We start from the raw sequence: 22,871 nt of genomic DNA on the forward strand, positions 1-22,871 counted from the left end.
TACGGACCGCGAGGTCAGACCCTCAACCGGCGCGGTGGACGAGCCTCGGGACAACCTGTGGACGCGCGTGGACAACCATGTGCGCAGCGTGTGCACAGCCTGTGGAAAACTGTGGGGGAATTCTGACCCACAGCGCCGTGAGCTGCGGGTTCACTATCCACACCCTGTGGACGAATTTTTTCCGGTAAGGCTCTTGGGTCGGTCTTCCCGTACTATCTCTGCGAAACGGGTACACCTGGACAGCGGATTGCACTTTCGGTTGAGAAGGGTCACGCTCCGGCCGTGAGTTACCGGGACTGGGAGCGCGGGGAGGGCAGCCCGCGTGCGCGTCAGCCGATCGCCCCGTGGGACGACCTCGGCGACCCGGTTCCGTCGGATTCATATTCCTCGACGGACCGCTACCGTACGCCGAGTCGGCGTCGGGCGGTCGAGCGTGGCCAGCAGGAACCTGTCGACGCCTACCTGCCGCGCTGGGCGGTCGAGTCGGGCATCGCGCACGCCGACGGCCGGGGCCGGCACGCCGCCCCGGACGACGACGAGGACGACACCCGTCGGGCTGCCGGGGTGGGCCGGCGGGCGGCCAGGCGGCGGCGGGAGAGCGAGCGCCGGGAGGCGCGGGTGATGGGCGCGGGCCCCGGCTCCGACGACCACACCCGGGAGTGGACCTTCGACCGCCCCCAGCAGGAGCAGGGGTACGTCGGGAGCCGACGGGCGGACGCCGACGAGGGTGAGCCGGTCTCCGGGGCGGCCCCGACGGCCCGTCCACGCCGGGCGTCGTCGCGTCGTCCGGAGGTGATCTGGTCCGGCGGTGACGATTCCGACCTGCCCGTGGAGGCCGTTCCCGAGCAGCCGCCCCGGCGTCGGCGACGCAACACCGACGAGTCGTGGGCCCGGCCCCTGACCGATCCGGCGAGCCGTCCGGCGGCCGACCCGTGGAGCCGGTCGGCCGAGCCGGAACCGGACTACCGCCCCGCGGTGGACCCGTGGGACGCCTCCGGTGTGCACGGTTGGCAGAGTCCCGCCACCGACGACCGGTGGGATCGTCTCGGCGGGTCGTCGCGGTGGGGGCAGAGCGACAGCACCGGCCAGTGGGACCGGTTCACCGACACCGCCCAGTGGGACCGGACGGACGTCGGCCGGTGGGGTCCGGTGAGTTCGGACCGTGACGGGTGGGAAGGCCGGGATCCGGGCCGGGTCGACCGTCCGGACCGCGCGGGCGTCGATCCGTGGGACCAGGGTGGGCCCGACCGGCGGGACGCGGGCGACGGGGGCCGGTGGGAGCGGTCGGTGCCGCCCCGATCGTCGCAGCCGGTAACCGGGGAGGGCTGGCCGTGGGGCGAGCAGCCGGAGGGCTTCTGGTCGGGTACCCGCCTGGCGGGCGACGACCCCCGTTGGATGGACCCGCCGACGTCGGCACCCCGGTCACCGGTGGTGGGTTACACAGCGCCGCGCCCCCGGGCGGCTCCGCGCCGTCGGGCCGAGCCGGTGTCCGGGCGGGCGGCGTCGGGGTCCGGGCGGGCGGCGTCGGCGTCCTCGCTGCGGGAGCGGATCGGCTCGGTGGGCGCCGGCTCGTGGAACCGTCGTCTGGAGGACGACCTGCTCGACCCGGACCCGGGTGGTCCGCTGCGTCCGTTGGTCTACACGGCCGCCTGTTATCTGGTGCCGGCGGTGCTGGTGTTCCTGTGGCTGTTGACCCTGGACGGTCAGCCGCCGGCCGGTTGTGTCACGGACATCAGCGGGGGCGGGTGTGAGCCGCCCCGGGCCCACGCGCTGGGTTCGCTGGTCGCGGGTGGCCCCCGGTTCGGTCTGTCGTTGCTGAGCAGCCTGGTGGTGGCGGTGCTGCTGCGTCGGGTCGGGACGACCTGGCGGCCGGCGACGGTGGCGTTGGCGGCGGCGGTGGTCGGTGGCGGCCTGTCCACCGTGATGATCAGCGCGGTCACCGGTCAGCCGATCGGCTGACCGGGCGGTGCCGGGGCCCGTGGAGCCTGCCCGGTGGGAAGCGCGTAGTGGCCCGCACCGGATGCCGGTGCGGGCCACTACGGGTGTTGCCTGGTGGTTGAGGTCAGCCCTGGACGACGTTGAGGTCGAACGTGGCGGACACCTCGGGGTGCAGCTTGATCTTCACCGGGTAAGAGCCGGTCGACTTGATGTGACCGGGCATCTCCAGCCGACGACGGTCGAGGACCGGGCCACCGGCCGCCTTGACGGCGTCGATGACCTCGGCCGGGGTGACCGAGCCGAAGAGCCGGCCGCCGTCGCCGGCGCGGACCTTCAGGCTGACCTTGAGGCCTTCGAGCTGGCCCTTGACTTCGTTGGCGTGGCCGAGGTCGCGGATCTCCCGGGCCGAGCGGGCCCGCTTGATGACCGTGACCTGCTTCTCCGCACCCTTGGTCCAGCTGATCGCGAAGCCCTGCGGCAGCAGGTAGTTACGGCCGTAGCCGTTCTTGACCTCGACGATGTCGCCGGGGGCACCGAGACCGGAAACTTCCTGGGTCAGGATGATCTTCATGTCGGTGCCTCCTCTCAGCGGGCCGTGGCGGTGTACGGCAGGAGCGCCATCTCACGGGCGTTCTTGACCGCACGGGCGATCTGCCGCTGCTGCTGGGAGGTGACCCCGGTCACCCGCCGAGCGCGGATCTTGCCGCGGTCGGAGATGAACTTGCGCAGCAGCGCGGTGTCCTTGTAATCGATATAGGTGATCCCGTCCTTGTCGAGCGGGTTCACCTTCTTCTTCGGCTTGCGAAGTGCCGCAGCCTTGGCCATTGCACGTGCTCCTGGTTTGCGATCGCGGGCGCTCGGCGCCATTAGAACGGAGGCTCCTCGTCGAAGTTGCCGCCCGAACCACCGCGGGAGGAGGGGGCCGGAGCAGCAGAGGCCCAGGGGTCGTCGAAGTTGCCTCCGCCGCCGCCCTGGTTGCCACCGCCACCGGAGCCGAAGCCGCCACCGCCGCCACCGGAGCGCGACATCTTCTGCACCTTCGCCGTGGCGTAGCGCAGCGACGGGCCGATCTCGTCGACCTCGAGCTCGATGACGGTGCGCTTCTCGCCCTCGCGGGTCTCGTACGACCGCTGACGCAGCCGCCCCGAGACGATCACGCGGGCGCCCCGCTGGAGCGACTCGGCGACGTGCTCCGCCGCCTGCCGCCACACGGTGCAGGCCAGGAAGAGCGGCTCGCCGTCCTTCCATTCGTTGGTGGTCTTGTCCATGAACCGGGGCGTCGAAGCGACCCGGAACTTGGCGACCGCCGCACCGGACGGGGTGAACCGCAGCTCGGGGTCATCGGTCAGATTGCCGATGACCGTGATGGTGGTGTCTCCTGCCATGACCAACTCCTCGCGCACTCAGCGTTCTGCCGTACAGGCTCTCAGAGCCCTCCGACATCACGATGAGGTTGATCCGGGCGAACCGGGTTGGATGCTTAGCGCATTTCCGGTCGGATGACCTTGGTGCGCAGCACGGACTCGTTCAGCCGCAGCTGGCGGTCGAGTTCGGCCACCGCCTCCGGCGTCGCCTGAAGGTCGACGACGGCGTAGATGCCCTCGGCCTTCTTGTTGATCTCGTACGCGAGGCGCCGGCGGCCCCACACGTCGGTCTTCTCCACCGAGCCACCCGCGGTCCGGATCACGTTCAGGTACGTGTCGAGCGACGGGGCGACGGTGCGCTCCTCGAGACTGGGATCGAGGATCACCATGACTTCGTAGTGACGCAAGACGTGCTCACCTCCTGTGGGCTAGGCGGCCACGGTCCTTCCGTGGCAGGAGGTCGTGCGTCGTGCCCGCCCCGCGCCGGGGGAACCCGGCCGGACGCGGACAGCCGGACCAGGATACCCGGTCCCGACGATCACCCCCGGGCAGGTCGACCCGGCAGGTCGGCGGTGGAGACGACGACGGCGACAGGGGCCCGCCGCGACACCCGAAGGCCGACGGCGGACCCCTGTCCACGGGGCCGCGGGGCGTCCCGTCCGCATTCCTTGGGTGGGACCTGGGGAGGAACGACCACACCGATGAGGTTGGATCGAGGACACCCCGCGGAGCTTCATCCTGTTGTTATCTGACGATACAACGGCGATCGTCACGTGATAGCCGAATTGAAACTATTCGTCCGGCTGTTCCACTCCCCTCAACGATCGCCGGCCCCGACCGGTGACGCCGCAGGCCCCGCGCGCGGGGCGGACGGGCGCGACTTGCCCGCGACCGTCACCTCTCGCACGTCGGGGGCGGGACGTAGGCTCGCCTGCATGCGTATCGGAGCCCACGTCGACCAGGCCGACCCGTTGGCGGAGGCGGCCACCCGCGCCGCCGAGGCGGTGCAGTTCTTCCTCTCCGACCCGCAGGGCTGGAAGGCCCCGAAACCCCGGGAGGACGCCGACCGGCTGCGCGCCGCCGAGGTCGACGTCTACGTCCACGCCCCGTACGTCATCAACGTGGCCACCCTCAACAACCGGATCCGCATCCCCAGCCGCAAGCTCCTGCTGGGCCATGCCACCGCGGCGGCGCAGCTCGACGCCCGGGGGCTGATCGTGCACGGCGGCCACGTCAACGCCGGTGACGACCTCGCGGTCGGCTTCGACAACTGGCGCAAGACCTTCGCGTACGCGGCCGACTCCGGTGGGTTCCCCGTCCCGGTCCTGATCGAGAACACCGCCGGTGGCGACAACGCATGCGCCCGGCGGCTCGACGCGCTGGCCCGGCTCTGGGACGCCCTCGGTGACTACGAGGTGGGCTTCTGCCTCGACACCTGCCACGCGTACGCCGGTGGCGAGGAGCTACTCGACCTGGTCGACCGGGTCAAGGCGATCACCGGCCGGATCGACCTGGTGCACGCGAACAACTCCAAGGGCGGGTTCAACTCCGGGCAGGACCGGCACGACAACCTCGACGGCGGCACCATCGACCCGGAGCTGCTGGTGGCGGTGATCCGGGCGGCCGACGCCCCGGTCATCGTGGAGACCCCCGGCGGGGCGACCGGTCAGGGCGCGGACATCGCCTTCCTCCGCGAACAGCTCGGCACGGGAGCCTGAACGCCGATGACCACCAACGCGACGGGCGGCAGCCCACCCCCACGGCAGACCGGCAGTACGGACCCGACCCCCGCGGGCGGGACAGGGTCGCCGCAGGACCGGCCGGCACCCGACGCGCGCGACAGCCCGGAGCCGGGCAGGACCGACCCGTCCCCGACCGACGGAACCGACCCGAAGCCCGACGGAGCCGGCTCGGGGCCGGCCGGATCGGGTGCGACGCCCGGCGGGCCCGACCCGAAGCCCGACGGATCGGGCGCGGAGCCCGCCGGAGCCGGTCCGAAGCCCGACGGAGCCGGTCCGGAGGCCGACGAGGGCCGGGCCGGGGGCGGTAAGGGCGGGGCTGCGCCTGGGCCGGCCGGGACGGAGGTCCAGCCGTCCGGGACGACGGTGGAAAAGGCCGGAGCGACTGCGGCAGCGGCCGGTCAGGCCGGCACACCCGACCGGACCGGCACGCGCCGGACCTGGAAGGACAAGTTCCGCAGAAGCAGGACCGGGCAGGACGGGCCCGGGAAGGGCCGGAGCGACGGGCCCGCCGGGGACGGAGAGAAGAAGCCGGCGGCCGAGGCCGATCCGTGGACCTCGTTCGCACCCGCGCCGGAGCCGGTGCCCGGCCGCACCGGACGGGCCGTCCGCGCCACCGGCCGGTTCCTGGTGCACGAGTGGACGCTCGCCGTCCTCGCCTCGCTCGCCCTCGCCGTGGGGATGACCTGGCCGACCCTGCGCTATCCGCTCTACACGCTCCCCCAGGACTACTGGGACCCGAGCCTGCAGGCGTGGCAGATGGCCTGGTCCGGGCACGCCCTGCGGACGAATCCGGGGCAGTTGTTCCAGTCCAACACGTTCTTCCCGGAACCGTGGAGCTTCGCCTTCTCCGACATGCTGCTCGGGTACGCCCCGGCCGGTCTGCTCGGCACCGGCCCGGACGCCGCCGTGCTCCGCTACAACATCATGTTCGTGCTGGCCCACGCGATGGCCACCTTCGGGGCGTACGTGCTGGCCCGACAGTTGGGCGCGGGCCGGATCGGCTCGGCGGTCGCCGGGGTCAGCTACACGTACGCGCCGTGGCTGCTCGCCCAGGCGGGGCACCTGCACATCGTCTCCAATGGTGGTATCCCGCTGGCGTTGGCCATGCTGGCCCGGGGCCACGGCTGGTCACTGCGGCACGGTTACCGCCCCGAACGCCGCCGGGTCGGCTGGGCGTACGCCGGGTGGGTGGTGGCCGCCTGGCAGCTCAGCCTCGGCTTCGGCATCGGCCTGGTCTTCGCGTACGTCCTCGCACTGACCCTGCTGGTCTCGGCGGCGGTGTGGTTCTGGCGGCGGCGACGCGTGCGGCGGCCCTTCGGTCGCCGGCTCTTCGTCGCCGACCTGGTCGGCGGACTGCTCTTCGCCGCCGTCGGCGCGCTGCTGGCGGTGCCGTACTTCAAGGTCGCCGAGCTGCACCCGAACGCGGAACGCACGCTCGGCGACATCGGCGTCTACTCGCCGCCGGCCAGTGGTTTCTTCACCGCGCCCGCCGAGTCGTGGATCTGGGGCGGCCTGCACGAGGGGGCGCGGGCCGCGTTGCCCTGGCACCCGGAGATGACCCTCCTGCCGGGTTTCGTGCTGTACGCGCTGGCGGCCGGTGGGCTCTTCTTCTCGGTGTGGCGGCTGCGGCACCGGCTGCTGATGCTCGCCGGGGTGATCGTCACGATGGTGATCGCGATGGGGACCCGGTTCTTCGACGGCACCTTCACCTACGCCCCGCTGTTCGAGCACCTGCCCGGCTTCAACGGGCTGCGTACGCCGGGACGGATGATGCTCTGGACGACGCTCCTGCTCGGCCTGCTCGCGGCCGGTGCGGTGAGCGCCTTCGCCCGGCGGGTACGCGAGATCAGCGCCGACCGGGTGCCCTCCCGGCCGTCGCCGTGGCTGCGGGCGGTCACCCTGCTGCCGTTGCTGCTGGTGCTGGTGGAAGGGCTGAACGACACCCCGCACCCGGTCGTGCCGGAGCAGCCGGTGGCGATGCGCACGGTGGAGGGTCCGCTGCTGGTGCTGCCCAGCGGCCAGAACCAGGACCAGCCGGTGATGCTCTGGTCGACCACCCGCTTCCAACAGGTGGTCAACGGGGGCAGCGGCTTCACCCCGAAGCAACTCGACGACGTGCGTCGGGTGTCGGCGGCCTTCCCCGACCAGACCAGCGTCGACTACCTGCGCACCCTCGGCGTACGCAACGTCGTGGTGCTACGGGACCAGATCGTCGGCACGCCGTGGGAGGTGACGGTGGACGCGCCGGTCGAGCAGTTGGGCATCACCCGTCAGCAGGTCGGCAACGCCGTCGTGTTCCGTCTCTGAGGTCGGGTTGCGGTGGGGGTTTGCGGGGAGCCCAGCCGGCTCCGGGCGGTCAGGCTTGATCCCTGCGCCGGCTGGGCTCCCCGCAAACCTGACGTGCGCACGGCCGTCTCGGACTTGCGCGTTGGTCGGGGGGTGTTCAGGCGGGGGTGGGGGCTGGTTCGGGTTCGGGGGTGGGGGTCTTGCGGCGGAATCTGTCCAGCCAGGGGGCGTCGGGGGCACCGTCTAGCACGCCGCCGTCCGGATCGTCGAGATAGATCTGGCGGACCGCGTCGCGCTCCGGGTGCAGGATGTCCTTGACGATCAGGACGCAGAGCACCACCACCGTGCCGAGCCGCAGCGACGAGGCCAGCACGAAGACCCCCTCGGGGAAGACCGGGCGGCTGGTGGCCGAGCCGAGCAGTTCGCCGTAGAAGGCGACGAAGTAGCAGACCTCGGCGAACTGCCAGGCGAGGAAGGCGCCCCAGCGGGGACGGGCGAGCACCGCCAGCGGCAGCAACCAGAGCACGAACTGCTGCGACCAGACCTTGCTGAAGATCAGGAAGGCGGCCACCACCAGGAACGCGAGCTGGGCCAGCCGGGGCCGTCGGGGTGCCCGCAGCGCCAGTACGGCCACGCCGATGCAGGCCAGCCCGAACAGGGCGTACGACAGGTTGTTGAGGGTCGGGATGTTGGCGTTCAGCCACTGGAACGGGCCCTGGTCGCCGGGACTGCCGGTGTTCACCTTGCCGTCGAGGTACCGCCCGATGTACCAGAGCGTGCCCCAGTCGATGGGTCGGGTGGTGTTCAGCTCGAAGAACCGTCCCCAGTTGTCGGGGTAGCGGATCGCCGTCGGCAGGTTCACCGCGACCAGCGCGACCAGGCCGGTGGCGACGGCGGTGAGCGCGGCCCGTAGCCGACCGGCGCGCAGGCCGAGGATCAGGATCGGGCCGAGCAGGAACAGCGGCCACATCTTCGCCGCGCCGCCGAGGCCGAGCAGGACGCCGGCCAGGACGGGTTGTCGTTTCGCCCAGGCGGCCAGCCCGAAGGCGGCCAGCCCGATGGCGAGGAAGTCCCAGTTGACGGTGGCGGTGAGGAACAACGCCGGGGCCAGGGCGAACAGGGCTCCGTCCCACGGTCGTCGGCGGCGCAGGGCGAGGATCACCCCGACGGTGGCGACGGCGAGCGCGCCGAGGGTCAACGCGTTGGCGTTGTAGAACCAGCGCCCCTGGTTGATCGTCGGGTCGTCGACGCCGAGCGAGTGCACCGGCAGGCCGAGCGCGCCCATCATGTAGCCGGTGAGCACCGGGTACTCCACCGGGTGGTCCCGATAGGGGACCTTGCCCTCGTGCAGGCCCTCGGCGTAGTAGAGGGCCAGCACATCGGTGTAGCACATCCGGGTGTACTGGATGTTGTTCTGCCAGGCACCGTTCTGGCAGGGTGCCTTCTGCACCCAGTGCAGCGCCAGGGTCAGGCAGGCCAGGGCCAGCACGATCCGGGCCGCCGTCCAGAACCGACTCTCCCGACCAGCGGGCCGGTCGACGGCGACGGCGTGGTCGCCGAGCGGTCCGCCGATCGCCTCGGAGACGCCTCGGACGAAGCCGTCCGATCGGGACGGGTGGTCGCTGCTCCCGGCGTCGTCGATGCCGGCCGTCGGCTGGGTGCTCATGAGAATGCATCCTGCCCTATGAATGGCTCCCGGACGAGCAGCATGTTGCGGTGCGGACTCCGTTCGCCCGACGCGGAGCACCCACCCGCGACATGCCGCTGCCGGCGACCGCAGGTCTGCGGGTCGCCGGCAGCGGCATTGACGCTCGTCGGTACGGCTTTCGGCTCAGTCCCGGGCGCGTGGGGTCGGCAGCAGTCCGCCGCCGTTCCCGCCGTTCTGGCCGGGAAGGTTCGGGTTGGGCGGGATCGGCGGATCGCCCCCCTGGTTCCCTCCCTGATTACCACCCTGGTTGCCGCCCTGGTTCCCACCCTGGTTGCCGCCTTGGTTCCCACCCTGGTTGCCGCCCTGGTTCCCACCGCCGAGGAGGCACTGCAGGTCGGTCGGGGCGCAGTTCTGGCCGTTCGGGTTCGGCGGCGGCGGCGGGGGCGGCGGGGGGGTGCCGTTGCCGGACTCCGGGTCGCCGACCTTCGCCGCCGGCGGGAAGTCCAGCTTGTCCTCACCCTTGAGCGCGCCGTTCATGACCCGTTCCCAGATCTCGCCGGGCATGGTGGCACCGCTGATGTTGTCGCCGTTGTTCAGCTTGATCGCTTCCCGCTTGCCCTTGTTGCCCACCCACACGGCGGTGGCGAGCTGCGGGGTGTAGCCGATGGTCCAGGCGTCACCGTTCTGGGTGGTGCCCTCCTTGAGCTCCCAGGTGCCGGTCTTGGCGGTCGACTTCCGGCCGTCCGCCAGGGTGTGGTTGATCCGGCCCGGGTAGTCCTTCAGCACGTCGGTCACGTCGGCGACCACGTCCGGGTTGATCCGCTTCTGCGGCTTGAGCTGCTCGCCGCCGAGCTTCTCCCACTTACCGGTCTCCTTGTTCTGCTTCTCGGCGGAGATCAGGAAGTGGGCCTTGTTGTAGATGCCCTTGTTGGCGAAGGTGGCGATGCCGTTGGCGTGGTCGAGCACGGTGATCGGGTACTGGCCGTAGGCGACCACGTGGTAGAAGGGGTCGGGCGCCAGGTCGGCGGCCTTCTCCTTGGTCAGGTCGTGCCCCTTCGGCGGGTTCACGTTGGTCTGCCACATCATGCTGACGCCGGCCTTGGCCGCCATGTCGACGATCTTGTCGGGCCCGATGTCCAGGCTGACGTGGTAGAACGGCACGTTCAGCGACTTCAGGGTCGACTCCCGCAGCGTGCAGGAGTCCCCGCAACTGGGATTGTCGGTGCCGGCGTTGCTGACCCGGAACTTCACGCCCTCCGGGGTGAACGCCCGGCCCTTCCAGCGCGACTCGACGGACTTGCCGGCCTCCAGCGCCGCCGCCAGCGTGTAGATCTTGAAGCTGGAGCCGGGCGAGTGCCCACCGGTGACGTTGCCGTTGGTGTCGGTGTTGGTGCCGGCGTAGTCGGTGCCGGTGCCGTCGTCCCCGCCGTAGTAGCCGAGCACCCGACCGTTGCGCGGGTCGATGGAGACCACGGCGGCCATCAGATTCTTGCGGGCGCCGTCCAGCTCCGAGCCCTTGGTGCTGCGCTGGGCGGCACCGGTGACGGCCTTCTGCACCTTGTTGTCGATCGTGGTCCTGATCCGGTAACCACCCTCGCGGAGCATCGCCGAACAGCGCGGCTTACGCTCGGTCACCTCCGCGTCGTTGTCGGTGCAGAGCTTCTTCTCCCGCATCTCCGCCGACACGTAGTTGATGACGTTGCCGATCGGGGTGTTGACCCCGAATTTGACGCCCGACCGGGACTCCTTGGGGGTCTGCAACGTCTTCGTCGGGTACTCCGTCGGATGCGCCGGCCGGCCGGGGGCGTCGACCCAGCGCATCTCGATCATGTTCTTGATGACGTAGTCCCAGCGGCTCTTGGCGTCGGTGGGGTTGATCGACGGGTCGAAGCCCTTGTGCGTGCTGCTCGGCTCCGGCTGCTTGATCAACGCGGCGAGCACGGCGGCCTCGGCCACGTCGACCTTCGAGACCGGCTTGCCGAAGTACGCCCACGCCGCCGCCTCGATGCCGTACGCGTTACGCCCGAAGTAGATGGTGTTGAGGTAGTGCTCCATGATCTGTTCCTTGGTGAACTGATCGTTGAGCTTGGAGGCGACGATCGCCTCCTTCACCTTCCGCGCGTACGAGTCGTCCTGGAGGTTCTCGTAGGCGTTGCGGGCGTACTGCTGGGTGATCGTCGAGGCACCCTGCTTGTCGCCGTTGGAGAGGTTGTTCCAGGCGGCACGGGCGATGCCCTTGTAGTCGACACCGGCGTGCTCGTAGAAGTTCTTGTCCTCCGCCGCCGCCACCGCATCCCGCATGTGCTGCGGGATCTGGTTGATCGAGACGAAGGTGCGGTTCTGCTCGCCCACCTTGGCGATGACCGTCTTGTTGTCGCTCGCATAGATGGTGGTGGCGAGCGGCAGCTTGATCTGGTTCGGCAGCACCACGGTGGTGGAGTAGTAGGTGAACCCGACCACCCCGAGGCCGGCGAGCATGATGAAGACCGCGAAGCTGGCGATCAACAGGTTGATCCGCTTGCGCCGCTTCGCCCGCGCCATCGCGTCCGGGTCACCCGGACCACGCCCGCGCCCACCACCCGCACCGCCGTAGCCACGGCCCGGCCCGTTCGGCCCGTTCGGGCCACCCGGCCCGCCGGCCTGCGGGACACCGGCCCGCGCCACGGAGGCCCGCCCGGCGGAGCCGACCGAGGCCGCGCCGACGCTGGCCCGCCCCGCGGAGGCCGTTCCCACCGAGGCCCGGCCGGAAGGCCCGCCCGCCGGGGAGACCGGCACCGACGCCCGACCCGGGCCACCCCATCCCGGCGAGGCCGGGGAGACCGGTACGGACGCCCGACCCGGCCCGGCCGGCGAGACCGGCACCGAGGCCCGGCCCGGGACGGCCCGGCCGACGGAGGCCGATCCGGCGGCACCACCTGTCGCGCGCGGCGGAGGGACCGCCGCCGAAGCCCGCCCGGTGGGGGCGGCACCGCCGACCGAGGCCCGGCCCGCCGGGGCCGCGCCCCGGGCGTCACCGCCCCGCCGGGGGTACCCGTCGTCCGCCCCCGGTCCGGGGCCGCCGTTCGAACCCGGAACCTGGGCCCGCGCACGCGGGGAACTGGGATCGCCGTACGAGTTCATTCCTCACACCCTGCCGGTCGCGGTGGGACGCGGGGGCGTCACCACCGGGTTGCCGTGAGTTGACACACGCGTCGGGAGGCCGGCACGGAGCCGGGGACGCGCTGCAAATTCCACATCATTCGGGCCATTCGGGCCGAAGTGCCGCCGGTCACGGTGACTGTGTCGTACGCCACCCGAATCGACCGGATCAGCCAGGTTCACCGTTGCGCCTCTCGCCTTCGCCCCTGCGTGGCAGCGGTGGCGGCGTCCGCCACCCCCTGCTCCGGGCCGCCCTCGGCCAGCCCGTCCCGGCCGAGCAGGAACTGCTCGACGAGATGGTTCCAGTCACAGCCGAGGCACACCTCCACCACGAAGACCTGGAACTCACGCAGCGTCATCGCCAGCACGGGCAATTCGGCCAGGGAACGCGCCTGGCCCGCCGACTGCCTGAGTTCGTCCCCGTAAATGTAGTGGACGTGGGTCAGGTTCTCGCTCCGGCAGATCGGACACCGTTGGTCGGTCGGTTCGCCGTGGAAGCGGGCCGCGTTCTTCAGGTACGGCGACGCGTCGCAGACGTCGTACGTGCCGACCCGCCCGGCGTGGAGGTCACGCAGCACTGCCCGCTTCTGGAGCGAGTAGTCGACCACCTGGCGAGACGTACGCATGCGGCAAAGGGTACGCGCTCCGGTCGGGCGGGGCGACCACCGTCACGATCCGTGAATAGGTCGGCGCACAACCGGGGTTTGCCCGGACGCCGATCGAGGTACTAACGTGCGATGTATCGGTCCGATACATCGAGGCGGTTGACCTTCCGCCCCGACGGCAGGGGAAGGGTGGCCCGTGCTGGAACTCGCCATCCTCGGCCTCCTCCAGGAGTCCCCGATGCACGGCTATGAACTCCGCAAGGAGCTCGCCGCCAAGCTCGGCGCCATCCGGGCGGCGATCAGCTACGGCTCGCTCTACCCGACCCTGCGCAGGTTGCAGGCGGCGGGTTGGATCACCGAGGCCGCCGACGCACCGGCCACCGCCGAGGAGGTTCCCGCGCTGACCAGCCGGCGCGGTCGGGTGGTCTACAAGATCACCGCCGAGGGCAAGGAACGGTTCGCCCAACTGATCGCGCAGGCCGGGCCGGAGACGTACGACGACACGGGTTTCGGCGTGCACTTCGCGTTCTTCGCCCGCACCGACCAGGCGACCCGGCTGCGCATCCTGGAGGGCCGCCGACGCACGATCGAGGAACGTCGCGAAGGACTTCGGGACGTGCTGGGCCGGGCGGCCGAGCGGCTCGACGCGTACACCCTGGAACTGCAACGCCACGGCCTCGACGCCTGCGAGCGTGAGGTCCGCTGGCTGGAGGAGCTCATCGCCAACGAGCGCTCCGGCCGTGCCCCGACCGCCCCGCGACCCGGGGTGGCCGACGGTCCACGAGACAACAACAGCCCGCCTCCGCCTGGAGAGTCCAGGAAAGAGCGGCCGTGATGAAGAAGAAGGAGGCAGACGCTATGGGCTCCGTCCGCGTCGCCATCGTCGGTGTGGGTAACTGCGCCTCGTCCCTCGTGCAGGGCGTGGAGTACTACCGCAACGCCGACCCGAACGACCGCGTCCCGGGTCTCATGCACGTCACCTTCGGCGACTACCACGTATCGGACGTGGACTTTGTCGCGGCGTTCGACGTGGACGCCAAGAAGGTCGGCATGGACCTCGCGGAGGCGATCGTCGCCAGCGAGAACAACACCATCAAGCTCTGCGACGTACCGCCCACCGGCGTCAGCGTCCAGCGCGGCCCGACCTTCGACGGCCTGGGCCAGTACTACCGCGAGATCATCGAGGAGTCGGACGCCGAGGCGGTCGACGTGACCAAGGCGCTGCGCGACGCCCAGGTCGACGTGGTCGTCTGCTACCTGCCGGTCGGTTCCGAGCAGGCGGCGAAGTTCTACGCCCAGGCCGCGATCGACGCCGGCTGCGCCTTCGTCAACGCGCTGCCGGTCTTCATCGCCTCCGACCCGCAGTGGGCGCAGAAGTTCACCGACGCCGGCCTGCCGATCGTCGGCGACGACATCAAGAGCCAGGTCGGTGCCACCATCGTGCACCGCGCGCTGGCGAAGCTGTTCGAGGACCGTGGGGTCGAGCTGCTGCGCACCTACCAGCTCAACTTCGGCGGCAACATGGACTTCATGAACATGCTGGAGCGCAACCGGCTGGTCTCGAAGAAGATCTCGAAGACCCAGTCGGTCACGTCCCAGATCCCGCACGAGATGGTCAAGAGCGACGTGCACATCGGCCCGTCGGACCACGTGCCGTGGCTGGACGACCGCAAGTGGGCGTACATCCGTCTGGAGGGTCGTTCCTTCGGCGACACCCCGCTCAACGCCGAACTGAAGCTCGAGGTGTGGGACTCGCCGAACTCGGCAGGTGTCATCATCGACGCCGTCCGGGCCGCGAAGATCGCGCTGGACCGCAAGATCGGTGGCCCGATCCTGTCGGCCTCCTCGTACTTCATGAAGTCCCCGCCGGTGCAGTACGCCGACCACGACGCGCACGCCGCCGTCGAGGGCTTCATCACCGGCGACGTCGAGCGCTGACGCACCGACCACCGCACCGTCGAGGGCCGGGTCCGTACGGACCCGGCCCTCGCGTGTCGCCCTGACAGAGTGTGCTCAGGGCAACAGACCGCTCAGGTGGGTGCCGTTGGTGCCGCCTCGGCGGGACTCCGCCGGGCCCTCGGGCTCGTCGTGGTAGTCGCGGAGATTCTGGTGGCGGGCCTGAGGCCCGTCGGTGCTGGAAAACGGCGGCACGGGGTCGGTGGCGGCGGATCGCGGCCGGCCGCCGGCCCCGCGCAGCAGTTCGGCGGCGTACGCGCTGACCGCGTCTCCGCGCCGGGCGTGCAGTCCCACCTCGTGCTCGGTCAGGGACAGTTCGTGCTCGGCACGCCTCATCCGGGACCGGCGCTCGATCTCGTCCTGTTCGGCCAGGTAACCCTCGGCCAGCCGCCGTTCCTCGGTGGTCATCCGCTCGGCGAAGGTCCGCAGGGCCACCCCGGCCCGGAGCTTGAACACCTCGTCGTAGCCGCTGGTGCCGCCGAAGAACTTGACCACCACCGGCAGACAGTCGACGGCTACGAAGAAGAACCGGATCGCCCAGGTGCCGACGAAGAGCGCGAAGCTGCTGCCGGAGAGGGTGTGCAGAGCGTCCATCCGCTCCAGGAAGCCGATCCGGCCCTGATGGCTGCGGGCCTCGGCGACCCGCTGATCGATCTGGGTGCTCCGATCGGCTTCGAAATCGGCGCGGGCGGTGCTCAGGCTCCCTTCCAGTGCGCCGAGCCGGTCCCGCAGCGCAGCCAGTTTGCTGGTGTTCTCCCCCACCTGGCTCGTCCTGGTGAACTTCTCAGCGGCCTCCCGGCGTAGCCGGCAGAGATCGCCGTCGCCCCGCCGGCCGCTGAACCCGTCCCGTGCGCTACCGCCGCCCCCGCACTCCCTCATGGCGTCGTTCTCCAGCTTCTTGAGCGTGGCGCTGTCCGCCGTGACCACCTTGGTCAAGGCCGCCACCTCGCTGCGGACTCCGGCAAGTTCCCGCTGGGTCGAGCCGGGGGTCACCGCAAAGGTGAGGGTGTAGTCCCGGCACTCGGGGGAGACCGCGGCGGTCGGGGAGATCGCCCGATCCTCGCCGTTGCACTTGACCAGGTTGGTCCGCAGGGTGTCGAGCTGGACGCTCCGCTCGTCCCGGATGTGCTGCTCGATCGCGGTCTCGAAGATCCGCATGATCAGCGGTTCGGCGATGATGAACCCGAACATCAGCGCCACGGTGAGCCGCATGATCAGCGAACCGAACCGCCGGGCGCTGCCCACCATGCTGGTGACCAGCAGGCGGTCCAGGTTCAGCACGAACAACGCCCAGAGCAGCGCCGGCAACAGGGGCAGCAGGGAAACCGCACCGAGTGACTGGCTGACCGCGACGAACATCGAGAACCCGGCGATCACGGCCGTGCCGAGGACCACCCCACCGAGGGCGGTGTGCCGGGCCCGCTCGTGCCAGACCTCCCGGAGCAGGGACTCGTCCACGCCGGCGAGGGCGCGGAGCAGCCGGGGCGGACGCAGACGACGGTCGGTCGACAGGTTCTGCTGGTCAGGCAATGTCTTCCTCACTGGGGATCGGGTCGGGCTCGGTCGATTCGGTGTCGCGCTCCGCGGCAGGCCTGGCACGGGGGCCGGCGCCCACCGCACCGGCGGTCTCCGTGCCTTCGGCGAGCATGCGCGACGGGGCGGCGCCCATGCTGCGTCCGGCAACCTCGTCAAGCAGCCGCACCGGGTCGATGGGCATCCGGTCGAAGTAGCCCCGGTCGACCATCATCTGGAGCGTGGCACCGAGCTGCTGACGGCGTTCCCGGTCGTCGTCGTGCATCCGGTCGGAGAGTTGACCCACGTTGATCTCGTTTCGGGCGATCCCGAGTGCGTCGACGTGGGCCGGGCCGGCGGCGATCAGGTCCCGGTACCGCTGGACCTCGATGTCCTGCCAGGCCATGTCGAGCCGGCCCTCCTCGTGCTGCCACTTCTTGTCCCTGATCCGGCGACTCTGCTCGCGCAGGTCACGGGACGGGTCCACGACAACCGAGTTGAGCTCGATCGACATGCCCCGGACGTTCGGCGGCACCAGCGTGCAGTACGCGGTGATCTGCGCGTCGACCACCCGGCGGACCTCGTTGATGTCGTCGATGCGGTAGCTCAGTCCCAGGGTCTTCAGGTCCCGGTCCTGGGCCAGGTGGCTGGTGAGGAGCGCGGCCAGGTCGCTCAGCCCGGACTCGGCGACCGCCTCCGGTGCGAGCACCTGGCAGCGGAAGGTCGCCGCGACGGTGAAGTCGTCGGCCGCGCTGGTGGAGGGGATCGTGAACTGTGCGGTGATCAGCGCCGGTCGACGTAGCACCAGACTGACCGCAACCGCCTCGACCACTGTCGGGTCGGCAAGGTCGAGGTGTCGGTCGCCGTAGAGCCGCTGCCGGCCGTCGACCTTGAAGACGTAGACCGCCCCCGGGGGCAGGTCCGGCAGGTCGGCCCGGTCACGCCGGGCGGTGAACAGGAGTCGACGCGGCACCACCGGCAGCGTCTTCTCGAAGAGCACGGGATATCCCATGATGGAATTCCTTCCCTGGTGTCGGTTCGAGGTCGACCAATGTCGGTCCGACCGATGTCGAGGGGTCAGCGCTGGGCGGAGCGCGCCGGCACCCTCGGCCGGCTCGGCGACGGCGCGGTCAACGCGCTCAGCAGCGTGGCAACCACCGGCCGGTACCGGGCGGCGTCCCCCAGCGGGTTCCGCAGGGCCCATTCCAGGTCCCGCCGGAGCAGGGCACACTCCTGCGGCGGGAGCTTCTCCCGCACGGCGTCCCCCAGGGTGCCGACCGCGTCGGCGGCCTCCGGGGTGTGTGCGAGCGCGCCGAGGGTGGTGCGGAGCGCGTCCATGGCCGCACCCCGGTGGGGCAGGCTGCGCAGCACCTCGGCCCAGAGCGCGCCGACCGTGCCGGTGACCGCCGGACGTTCCCGTAGCAGATACGCCACCATCGGCTCGGCCCGGTCGAGGTGCTCGACCGAGAGGATCTCCAGAACCGCCGCGATCGCGTGCCCACCGCTGTCCAGGTCCTCGGCCCGCTCCAGGGTCCGGCAGAGCCGGACGTGCAGGCGCTCGACGAGCGCGACGGCACCGTCGGGATCGGCGGCGGTGGTGCAGAAGAGCAGTCCCAACGACCGGACGGCGACCTGGCGGATCCGCTGCCCCCGGGTGGAGAGGTGCCACAGCCAGCGCTCCGCCTCGGTCGGGTAGCGCACCCCGAGAGGGCCACCGAGCGCCATCGCCGCCGTGACCGCCCGGTTGGCCCCCCGCCGCTCGGTCCAATCGAGCGCGATACGCAGGGCGACCGGCGCGAGCACGTCGTCGCCGGCCATGAAGGAGACGATCGAGACGGCGGTGAAGCGTTCCGCGGCGAGCCCGGCCGACCACTGACTCAGCAGTTCGACGGCCTCGGCGGTGGCGCTGCGGTTACGGGCCAGCAGGGTGACCCCGAGGGCGAGTTGGAGCCGGACGTCCAGGTTGCCGTTGGCCGCCAGCTCGTGCATCCAGACCCGCAGGGGCCGCCAGAGCTGGTAGTCACACTCGTTCAGCTCCCGCAGCACATGTTCACGCATCGCCGGATCGGTGAAGACGATGCGCCGTTCCCGACCGAACAGGCCCTCGTCGAGGATGGTTCCGTCCTGACGGATGACGATGCCGCCCTCCCGGTCCAGCCGGCGTCGACCACGCAGGACCGGGGACGACGCAGCGGGTTGCCCCGACGTGAGCGGACGTGGCAGCTCGGCCTGATTGATCTCCCGCAGCCGGGCGTGCGCCTCCTCGAAGACCCGCTCCGGCAGTTCGTACGCGAAGGCGAGCGCCGCCACCATCAGCAGTTCGTCCCAGTCGGTGGTCTGGTCGAACCACTCCGTCACCCGACGCCGGGCGTTCCGCGCCACCTCGTCGAGGGCCGCCGCCACCCCCTGCGTCAGCCGGTCGACCAGGCGGACCACCTCGCCGGGCAGGCTCAGGTCGGCGACCCGCTGCCGAACCCGGTCCCAGTCCTGCTCTGTCAGCTCCACCGCGCCGGGACGGGCCCGGTAGGCGTCCAGGACCGCCAGCGAGTCGGGGCAGTGCCATTCGACGACGTAGCGGGCAAGGGCACGCTGGACCGTCGCCCGGGGCTCGGTGGTGATCACCAGGAAGGCTCCGGCCTGCTCCAGCCGCTCACTGAGCCGCTCCGCGTCGAACGCCTGCACCGCGCCGTCGCGCTGCTCGCCCAGCCAGTCCAGCACGACGTAGCCGCGCCCGGCGACGAACTGGTACTCGGCCAACTGGACCAGGGTCATGGCCGGCGAGAGCCCGGTGAACTGCATCCCGGCACCGGTCATCTCACGCAGCAGTGCGAAGGTCGCGGTCCGGCGGCCGGTGCCCTCCGCGCCGACAAGCAGCGTCAGGTGCGTGCGGCTGAGCCGGTCCAGGGCATCGGCGAAGCCCTCGGGGCGGGTGTAGAAGCGCAGCGCGTGGGTGATGTCGGCCAGACGCAACCGACCGACCAGGGTCGGGGTGGCCATACCACCACCGGTGACCCCGAAGGTGGCGTGGGCCGCGTGCACCTGACCGTAGAACTTGTTGATGACGCGTGCGCCGTACCGTTGGTCGGCCTCGTCGACCTCGTCGTCGACCGGGCCGAGGGGGCCGCTGGTGTCGCCACCGGAGGCACCGGGCGGCTCCGCTGCACCCGCCGCCGGCTGGTCCGGGCCGGTTGCCGTCCCCGACGGATTGCCACCTTGAGGGCCGGCAGCCGGGTCGGTCGGGTGCTCGGCACCGGCCGGGTGGCGAGCACCCGACCGCTGCTGGCGCGGCATGCTGTCCGGCGGGCCGCCGCTGTTGTCAACCACGGGCGCCGCCGGAGAAGCCGAAGGTGGCGTACCGGGCGTCCACCTCGCCGTGGAACTTGTTCGTCACCGCCGCAGCAGGCGGAGTCGGCGCGGTCGCACCGTCGGCCCGGTCGGCGGGCTCGGCTGCCGCCGACGCCGTGCCAGCCGGCTCGGTCGCCTCCGCCGTTCTGTCGGCCGCCGCCGAAAGATCGAGGGCACTCACATCGACGCCGGGCACCCGCAGCCAGGCGTGGCCCTGGTATTCCTTCTCCGCGATGTCGACCCGGCGGAAGTCGCCCGGCCCGAGGGTGGTGTGCCCCTGGCACACCACGTCGTCGAAGAGCCCGGCGGAGACGATCAGGGCGAGATTCGCCGACGGGGCGACCTTCAGCGCCCGCCGGACCGGGGTGGAGTTGAGCAGTCGGCTCACCACGACCACGCCCTGACCGGCGAACCCGTTGTCGGCGGGGTAGGCGACCCCGACGTTCATGGCCACCCGCAGCCGGATCCGGTTGTCGGGGGGTCGGCCACAGTTGACCCGGGACAGTTCGGCGTCGAGTTGCCGGGGAAGGTCGTCGACCACCAGGGGCTCGCTCGGCCCGAGCGGAATCAGGGACAGCTCCTCGTCCCCGATCCCCTGCCGGGTCCAGGTCGCGCGATCCAGGTGCGCCCGGCCGGCTGCCGCCGCCAGGATCCGGAGCAGTGCCCCCTGCATGTCCTGCTGCGCGCGGTCGTCCCGCCTGCCATAGCCTTCCGCGTCGACCGAGATACAGAGTTTGCGGTCGAAGTACTCGTGTTTCGGCAACGAAGCAGCCCTCTCCGGCGAAAAATGAACGGGTTGGATTTCTGCCCGCCCACTCTCCATGAATCCGGCCGGAACATCCCCTCCCAGTACGGGTTTTCGGCTGTCAGTTCAATGACATTGTTCGCGAAGGCAAGATCAGCTAATCGCGCTGACGTCCAATGGGCACGATAGACCTACCTGATCACGGAAGCCCCACTCGCGAGACAGTTATCCGGCGCACTTGTCTATGCGATACACCGGCAACGAAAACAGCACGTCAGAGCTGTGGGATATCGAAAGCGGTCAGCCCCAGCTCCGCTCGAAGGCGACCCGCGCCTCCAACTCCAGCAGGGTCACCTTGCGAGGCAGGCCACCGCCGAAGCCGACCAGCTTGCCGCCCGCGCCGACGATCCGGTGGCAGGGCACGATCACCGGAACCGGGTTGCGGTTGCAGGCCACCCCGACCGCACGTGCCGCGCCGGGGTCGCCGACCCGCCGGGCCACCTCGCCGTAGGTGAGCGTCTCCCCGTACGGGATGCGGGTCATCTCCTGCCAGACGGCGCGCTCGAACTCGGACCCGCGCGGCACCGTCACCGGCACGGTGAACCCGGTCAGCTCACCGGCGAAGTACGCCCGCAGTTCCGCGACCGCCCGGCTGGCCAGCCCGTCGGCGGGCTCGTCGGCGGCCGAGGCGACCCGGCCGAAGTGCGTGCCGCAGACCGCCGTCCCGTCGGTGGCGACGGAGAATTCCCCGATCGGCGAGTCGAGCACGGTCCAGCGCATGCCGACCATTCTCCCCGTCCCGACCGGCACCGGGAGCGGGGGCCGGGCCCGGGGAGGGCGCGGGATCGGCCCGCCACGGCGGACCAGCCGGACCGTCGCCGACCATCCCACGGAGCCGACGGTGGCGAAACACCCGTGGACGGGGCAAGGTTTCCCCGCCGCCGAGCGTCTTCGGTACGGAGGTGAGCGGTGACCGAAGGCACCGACGGGGAGTTCACCGCGTTCGTCAACGAACGGGGGGACGCGCTGCTGCGCGTCGCGTACGCGCTGGCGGGCAGCCAGCACGCCGCCGAGGACCTGCTGCAGAACGCGCTGGCCAAGGCGTACGCCCGGTGGCCCCGGATCCGGGGTGACGCCGAGCCGTACGTACGCCGGATCCTCTACCACGACCAGGTCTCCGGCTGGCGGCGGCTGGCCCGGCGACGCGAGGTCCCGGTGGCGGTGCTGCCGGAACGGCCCGGCGAGCGCAACAGCAGCCACGACAGCGAGCTACGGATGCTGTTGCGCGACGCGCTCCGGACGCTGCCGCCCCGGCAACGGGCGGTGTTGACGCTGCGCTACCTGGAGGACCTCAGTGTCGAGCAGACCGCCGCGATCCTCGGCTGCCGGGCCGGCACGGTGGCCAGCCAGGCCTCCCGCGCGCTGGCCCGGCTGCGGGAGCTGGTGCCGTCCTTCGACGATCTCATCGGCAGCCCGGAGGTGAAGCGATGAGCCGACGGGCGGAGGACGCGCTGCGGGCCGCCGTACACGATCTCGCCGAGGAGGCGCGGCCGTCGCCCCGGCTGGCCCTGGCGGCGCTGGCCCGGGGCCGTCGGCTGCGTACCCGACGCCGGGTCGCGGTGGTCGGCACGGCGGTGGTGGCGGTGGTGGCGCTGGTGGTGCCGTTCGTGCTGCTCCGGCCGGAGCGCCCGGTCCAACCGGTGCGACCCACGCCGAGCCCCACCCCCGGCACGACGCTGCTGCCCACCCCCGGTGCCGACTGGCCGGCCCGGCCGTTGGCGCTGCCCGGCGGCTGGGTGGTCACCGGCGGCGTGACCGGCGGCACCGGGTACGTGCTGGACCGCACCCGGTCCCGCTACGTCCGTGCCGGTGGGTACGCCGAGGTGTGGCCGGCCCCCACCGGCACGGTCACCGCCGTGCGGGACGAGCAGCGCCCCGGCCAGCTCGGTCTCGCCGACGCGGCCACCGGGAAGCTGCGCTGGCAGCGGGCCCGGGGTGCGCTGGACGTCCAGTGGTCGCCGGACGGCCGCCGGTTGGCGGTGACCGTCCGGCGGGACGGGGTGAACCACCTCGGCGTGCTGGAGGTCGGCGGGCGGTACCGGGAGTACCGGATCGACCCGGTCAGGCACCGCTGCACCGACCACTGCGCCTTCACCTGGACCCGGGACGGCCGGGAGGTGACGTTGCCACTGACCGACAGCTTCGCGCCACAGTCCGAGAGCAGCCGCCATCCGCGTTGGGGAGTGCAGTTCTTCTCCGCCGACGACGGGCGGCCGACCCGGTTCGTGAAGATCCCCGGCGACCCGGCCGGCCCGTGGTCCTGGTCGCCCGACGGAACCCGGGTGGTGGTCCAGGGGCAGCGGGAGCCGTTGCTGGTCGACGCGGTCACCGGTGCGGTGCTCGGCACGCTGCCGGTGGCCGAGGTCGCCTGGGTCGGCGACGACCGGCTGCTCTACCGGCGGCCGGGTGGTCACCGGGACGTCGTGCTCGCCGACCCCGCCGGACACGAGCTGCAACGGTTGCCGCTGCCGAGGGAGTTGGCCGAACGGACGGTGTCCGTCGCCCCCAACTGATCATGCGGGACGTTGCGCC

Annotated in this window: 19 protein-coding genes; 7 read left to right on the forward strand and 12 right to left on the reverse strand. The window is 71.2% G+C overall.

Going from position 1 to position 22,871, the window contains the following annotated elements; genetic code table 11:
* Positions 1 to 282: 282 nt before the first annotated feature.
* Positions 283 to 1,959 carry a hypothetical protein gene (locus tag JQX11_RS14530; protein ID WP_204925493.1) on the forward strand — a complete coding sequence of 559 codons (1,677 nt, stop codon included), beginning with the start codon at positions 283 to 285 and terminating at the stop codon, positions 1,957 to 1,959.
* Positions 1,960 to 2,062: 103 nt separating this feature from the next.
* Here the strand turns inward: JQX11_RS14530 and rplI are convergent, their stop codons facing one another.
* The 4 genes from rplI to rpsF all read right to left on the reverse strand — a co-directional run bounded on the left by rplI (position 2,063) and on the right by rpsF (position 3,709).
* Entirely contained in the window at positions 2,063 to 2,509 is a 447-nt protein-coding gene (gene rplI / locus JQX11_RS14535) for a 50S ribosomal protein L9 (protein ID WP_088643629.1), read from the reverse strand.
* Positions 2,510 to 2,523: 14 nt separating this feature from the next.
* A complete protein-coding gene (gene rpsR, locus JQX11_RS14540; RefSeq protein ID WP_007073789.1) occupies positions 2,524 to 2,763 on the reverse strand; it encodes a 30S ribosomal protein S18 in 240 nt (79 codons plus the stop codon).
* Positions 2,764 to 2,804: 41 nt separating this feature from the next.
* Positions 2,805 to 3,341: a single-stranded DNA-binding protein gene (locus JQX11_RS14545; protein ID WP_204925494.1), complete on the reverse strand. Its 537-nt coding sequence runs from the start codon at positions 3,339 to 3,341 to the stop codon at positions 2,805 to 2,807.
* A gap of 77 nt (positions 3,342 to 3,418) precedes the next feature.
* Positions 3,419 to 3,709, reverse strand: a complete 291-nt coding sequence (gene rpsF, locus JQX11_RS14550; protein WP_088643630.1) for a 30S ribosomal protein S6 — start codon at positions 3,707 to 3,709, stop codon at positions 3,419 to 3,421.
* Positions 3,710 to 4,237: 528 nt separating this feature from the next.
* Between rpsF and JQX11_RS14555 the strand changes: the two genes are divergently transcribed.
* The gene (locus JQX11_RS14555; RefSeq protein WP_204925495.1) at positions 4,238 to 5,020 is read left to right on the forward strand and encodes a deoxyribonuclease IV; all 783 of its coding nucleotides are present in this window, start codon (positions 4,238 to 4,240) and stop codon (positions 5,018 to 5,020) included.
* A 6-nt stretch (positions 5,021 to 5,026) separates the two neighbouring features.
* Complete coding sequence (locus JQX11_RS14560; RefSeq protein ID WP_372444589.1) at positions 5,027 to 7,351, forward strand: hypothetical protein; 2,325 nt, start codon at positions 5,027 to 5,029, stop codon at positions 7,349 to 7,351.
* A gap of 136 nt (positions 7,352 to 7,487) precedes the next feature.
* On the opposite strand, the gene JQX11_RS14565 is transcribed toward JQX11_RS14560, so the two are convergent.
* From JQX11_RS14565 to JQX11_RS14575, 3 genes are all read right to left on the reverse strand, one after another.
* A complete protein-coding gene (locus JQX11_RS14565; protein ID WP_204925496.1) occupies positions 7,488 to 8,996 on the reverse strand; it encodes a glycosyltransferase family 87 protein in 1,509 nt (502 codons plus the stop codon).
* 165 nt (positions 8,997 to 9,161) lie between these two features.
* Positions 9,162 to 12,098, reverse strand: coding sequence for a transglycosylase domain-containing protein (locus JQX11_RS14570; protein WP_204925497.1), 2,937 nt, complete (start codon positions 12,096 to 12,098; stop codon positions 9,162 to 9,164).
* A 197-nt stretch (positions 12,099 to 12,295) separates the two neighbouring features.
* A complete protein-coding gene (locus JQX11_RS14575) occupies positions 12,296 to 12,742 on the reverse strand; it encodes a DUF5318 domain-containing protein (RefSeq protein WP_204925498.1) in 447 nt (148 codons plus the stop codon).
* Positions 12,743 to 12,917: 175 nt separating this feature from the next.
* Here JQX11_RS14575 and JQX11_RS14580 point away from each other — a divergent pair, with 175 nt between their 5' ends.
* Both JQX11_RS14580 and JQX11_RS14585 read left to right on the forward strand, forming a co-directional pair.
* Positions 12,918 to 13,556, forward strand: coding sequence for a PadR family transcriptional regulator (locus JQX11_RS14580; RefSeq protein WP_204925499.1), 639 nt, complete (start codon positions 12,918 to 12,920; stop codon positions 13,554 to 13,556).
* A 23-nt stretch (positions 13,557 to 13,579) separates the two neighbouring features.
* Positions 13,580 to 14,659, forward strand: coding sequence for an inositol-3-phosphate synthase (locus JQX11_RS14585; RefSeq protein WP_204925500.1), 1,080 nt, complete (start codon positions 13,580 to 13,582; stop codon positions 14,657 to 14,659).
* A 75-nt stretch (positions 14,660 to 14,734) separates the two neighbouring features.
* On the opposite strand, the gene JQX11_RS14590 is transcribed toward JQX11_RS14585, so the two are convergent.
* The 5 genes from JQX11_RS14590 to JQX11_RS14610 all read right to left on the reverse strand — a co-directional run bounded on the left by JQX11_RS14590 (position 14,735) and on the right by JQX11_RS14610 (position 21,059).
* Positions 14,735 to 16,207, reverse strand: coding sequence for a DUF4407 domain-containing protein (locus JQX11_RS14590; RefSeq protein ID WP_204925501.1), 1,473 nt, complete (start codon positions 16,205 to 16,207; stop codon positions 14,735 to 14,737).
* A complete protein-coding gene (locus tag JQX11_RS14595; protein WP_204925502.1) occupies positions 16,200 to 17,201 on the reverse strand; it encodes a hypothetical protein in 1,002 nt (333 codons plus the stop codon). The genes JQX11_RS14590 and JQX11_RS14595 overlap by 8 nt, the downstream gene beginning before the upstream one ends.
* Before the next feature lie 65 nt (positions 17,202 to 17,266).
* Entirely contained in the window at positions 17,267 to 19,513 is a 2,247-nt protein-coding gene (locus JQX11_RS14600) for an NACHT domain-containing protein (protein ID WP_204925503.1), read from the reverse strand.
* A complete protein-coding gene (locus JQX11_RS14605; protein ID WP_204925504.1) occupies positions 19,506 to 20,297 on the reverse strand; it encodes a hypothetical protein in 792 nt (263 codons plus the stop codon). Before JQX11_RS14605 ends, JQX11_RS14600 begins: the two co-directional genes overlap by 8 nt.
* Before the next feature lie 282 nt (positions 20,298 to 20,579).
* The gene (locus tag JQX11_RS14610; protein WP_204925505.1) at positions 20,580 to 21,059 is read right to left on the reverse strand and encodes a methylated-DNA--[protein]-cysteine S-methyltransferase; all 480 of its coding nucleotides are present in this window, start codon (positions 21,057 to 21,059) and stop codon (positions 20,580 to 20,582) included.
* Between the two features lie 189 nt (positions 21,060 to 21,248).
* On the opposite strand from JQX11_RS14610, the gene JQX11_RS14615 reads away from it, so the two are divergent.
* Both JQX11_RS14615 and JQX11_RS14620 read left to right on the forward strand, forming a co-directional pair.
* On the forward strand, positions 21,249 to 21,770 hold the full coding sequence (locus JQX11_RS14615) for a SigE family RNA polymerase sigma factor (protein ID WP_204925506.1): 522 nt from the start codon (positions 21,249 to 21,251) through the stop codon (positions 21,768 to 21,770).
* Positions 21,767 to 22,852 (forward strand): TolB-like translocation protein, encoded by a 1,086-nt coding sequence (locus JQX11_RS14620; RefSeq protein WP_204925507.1) that lies wholly within the window; start codon positions 21,767 to 21,769, stop codon positions 22,850 to 22,852. Before JQX11_RS14615 ends, JQX11_RS14620 begins: the two co-directional genes overlap by 4 nt.
* Positions 22,853 to 22,871: the final 19 nt, after the last annotated feature.

The organism is Micromonospora humida (assembly GCF_016901255.1).
Lineage (GTDB): Bacteria > Actinomycetota > Actinomycetes > Mycobacteriales > Micromonosporaceae > Micromonospora > Micromonospora wenchangensis.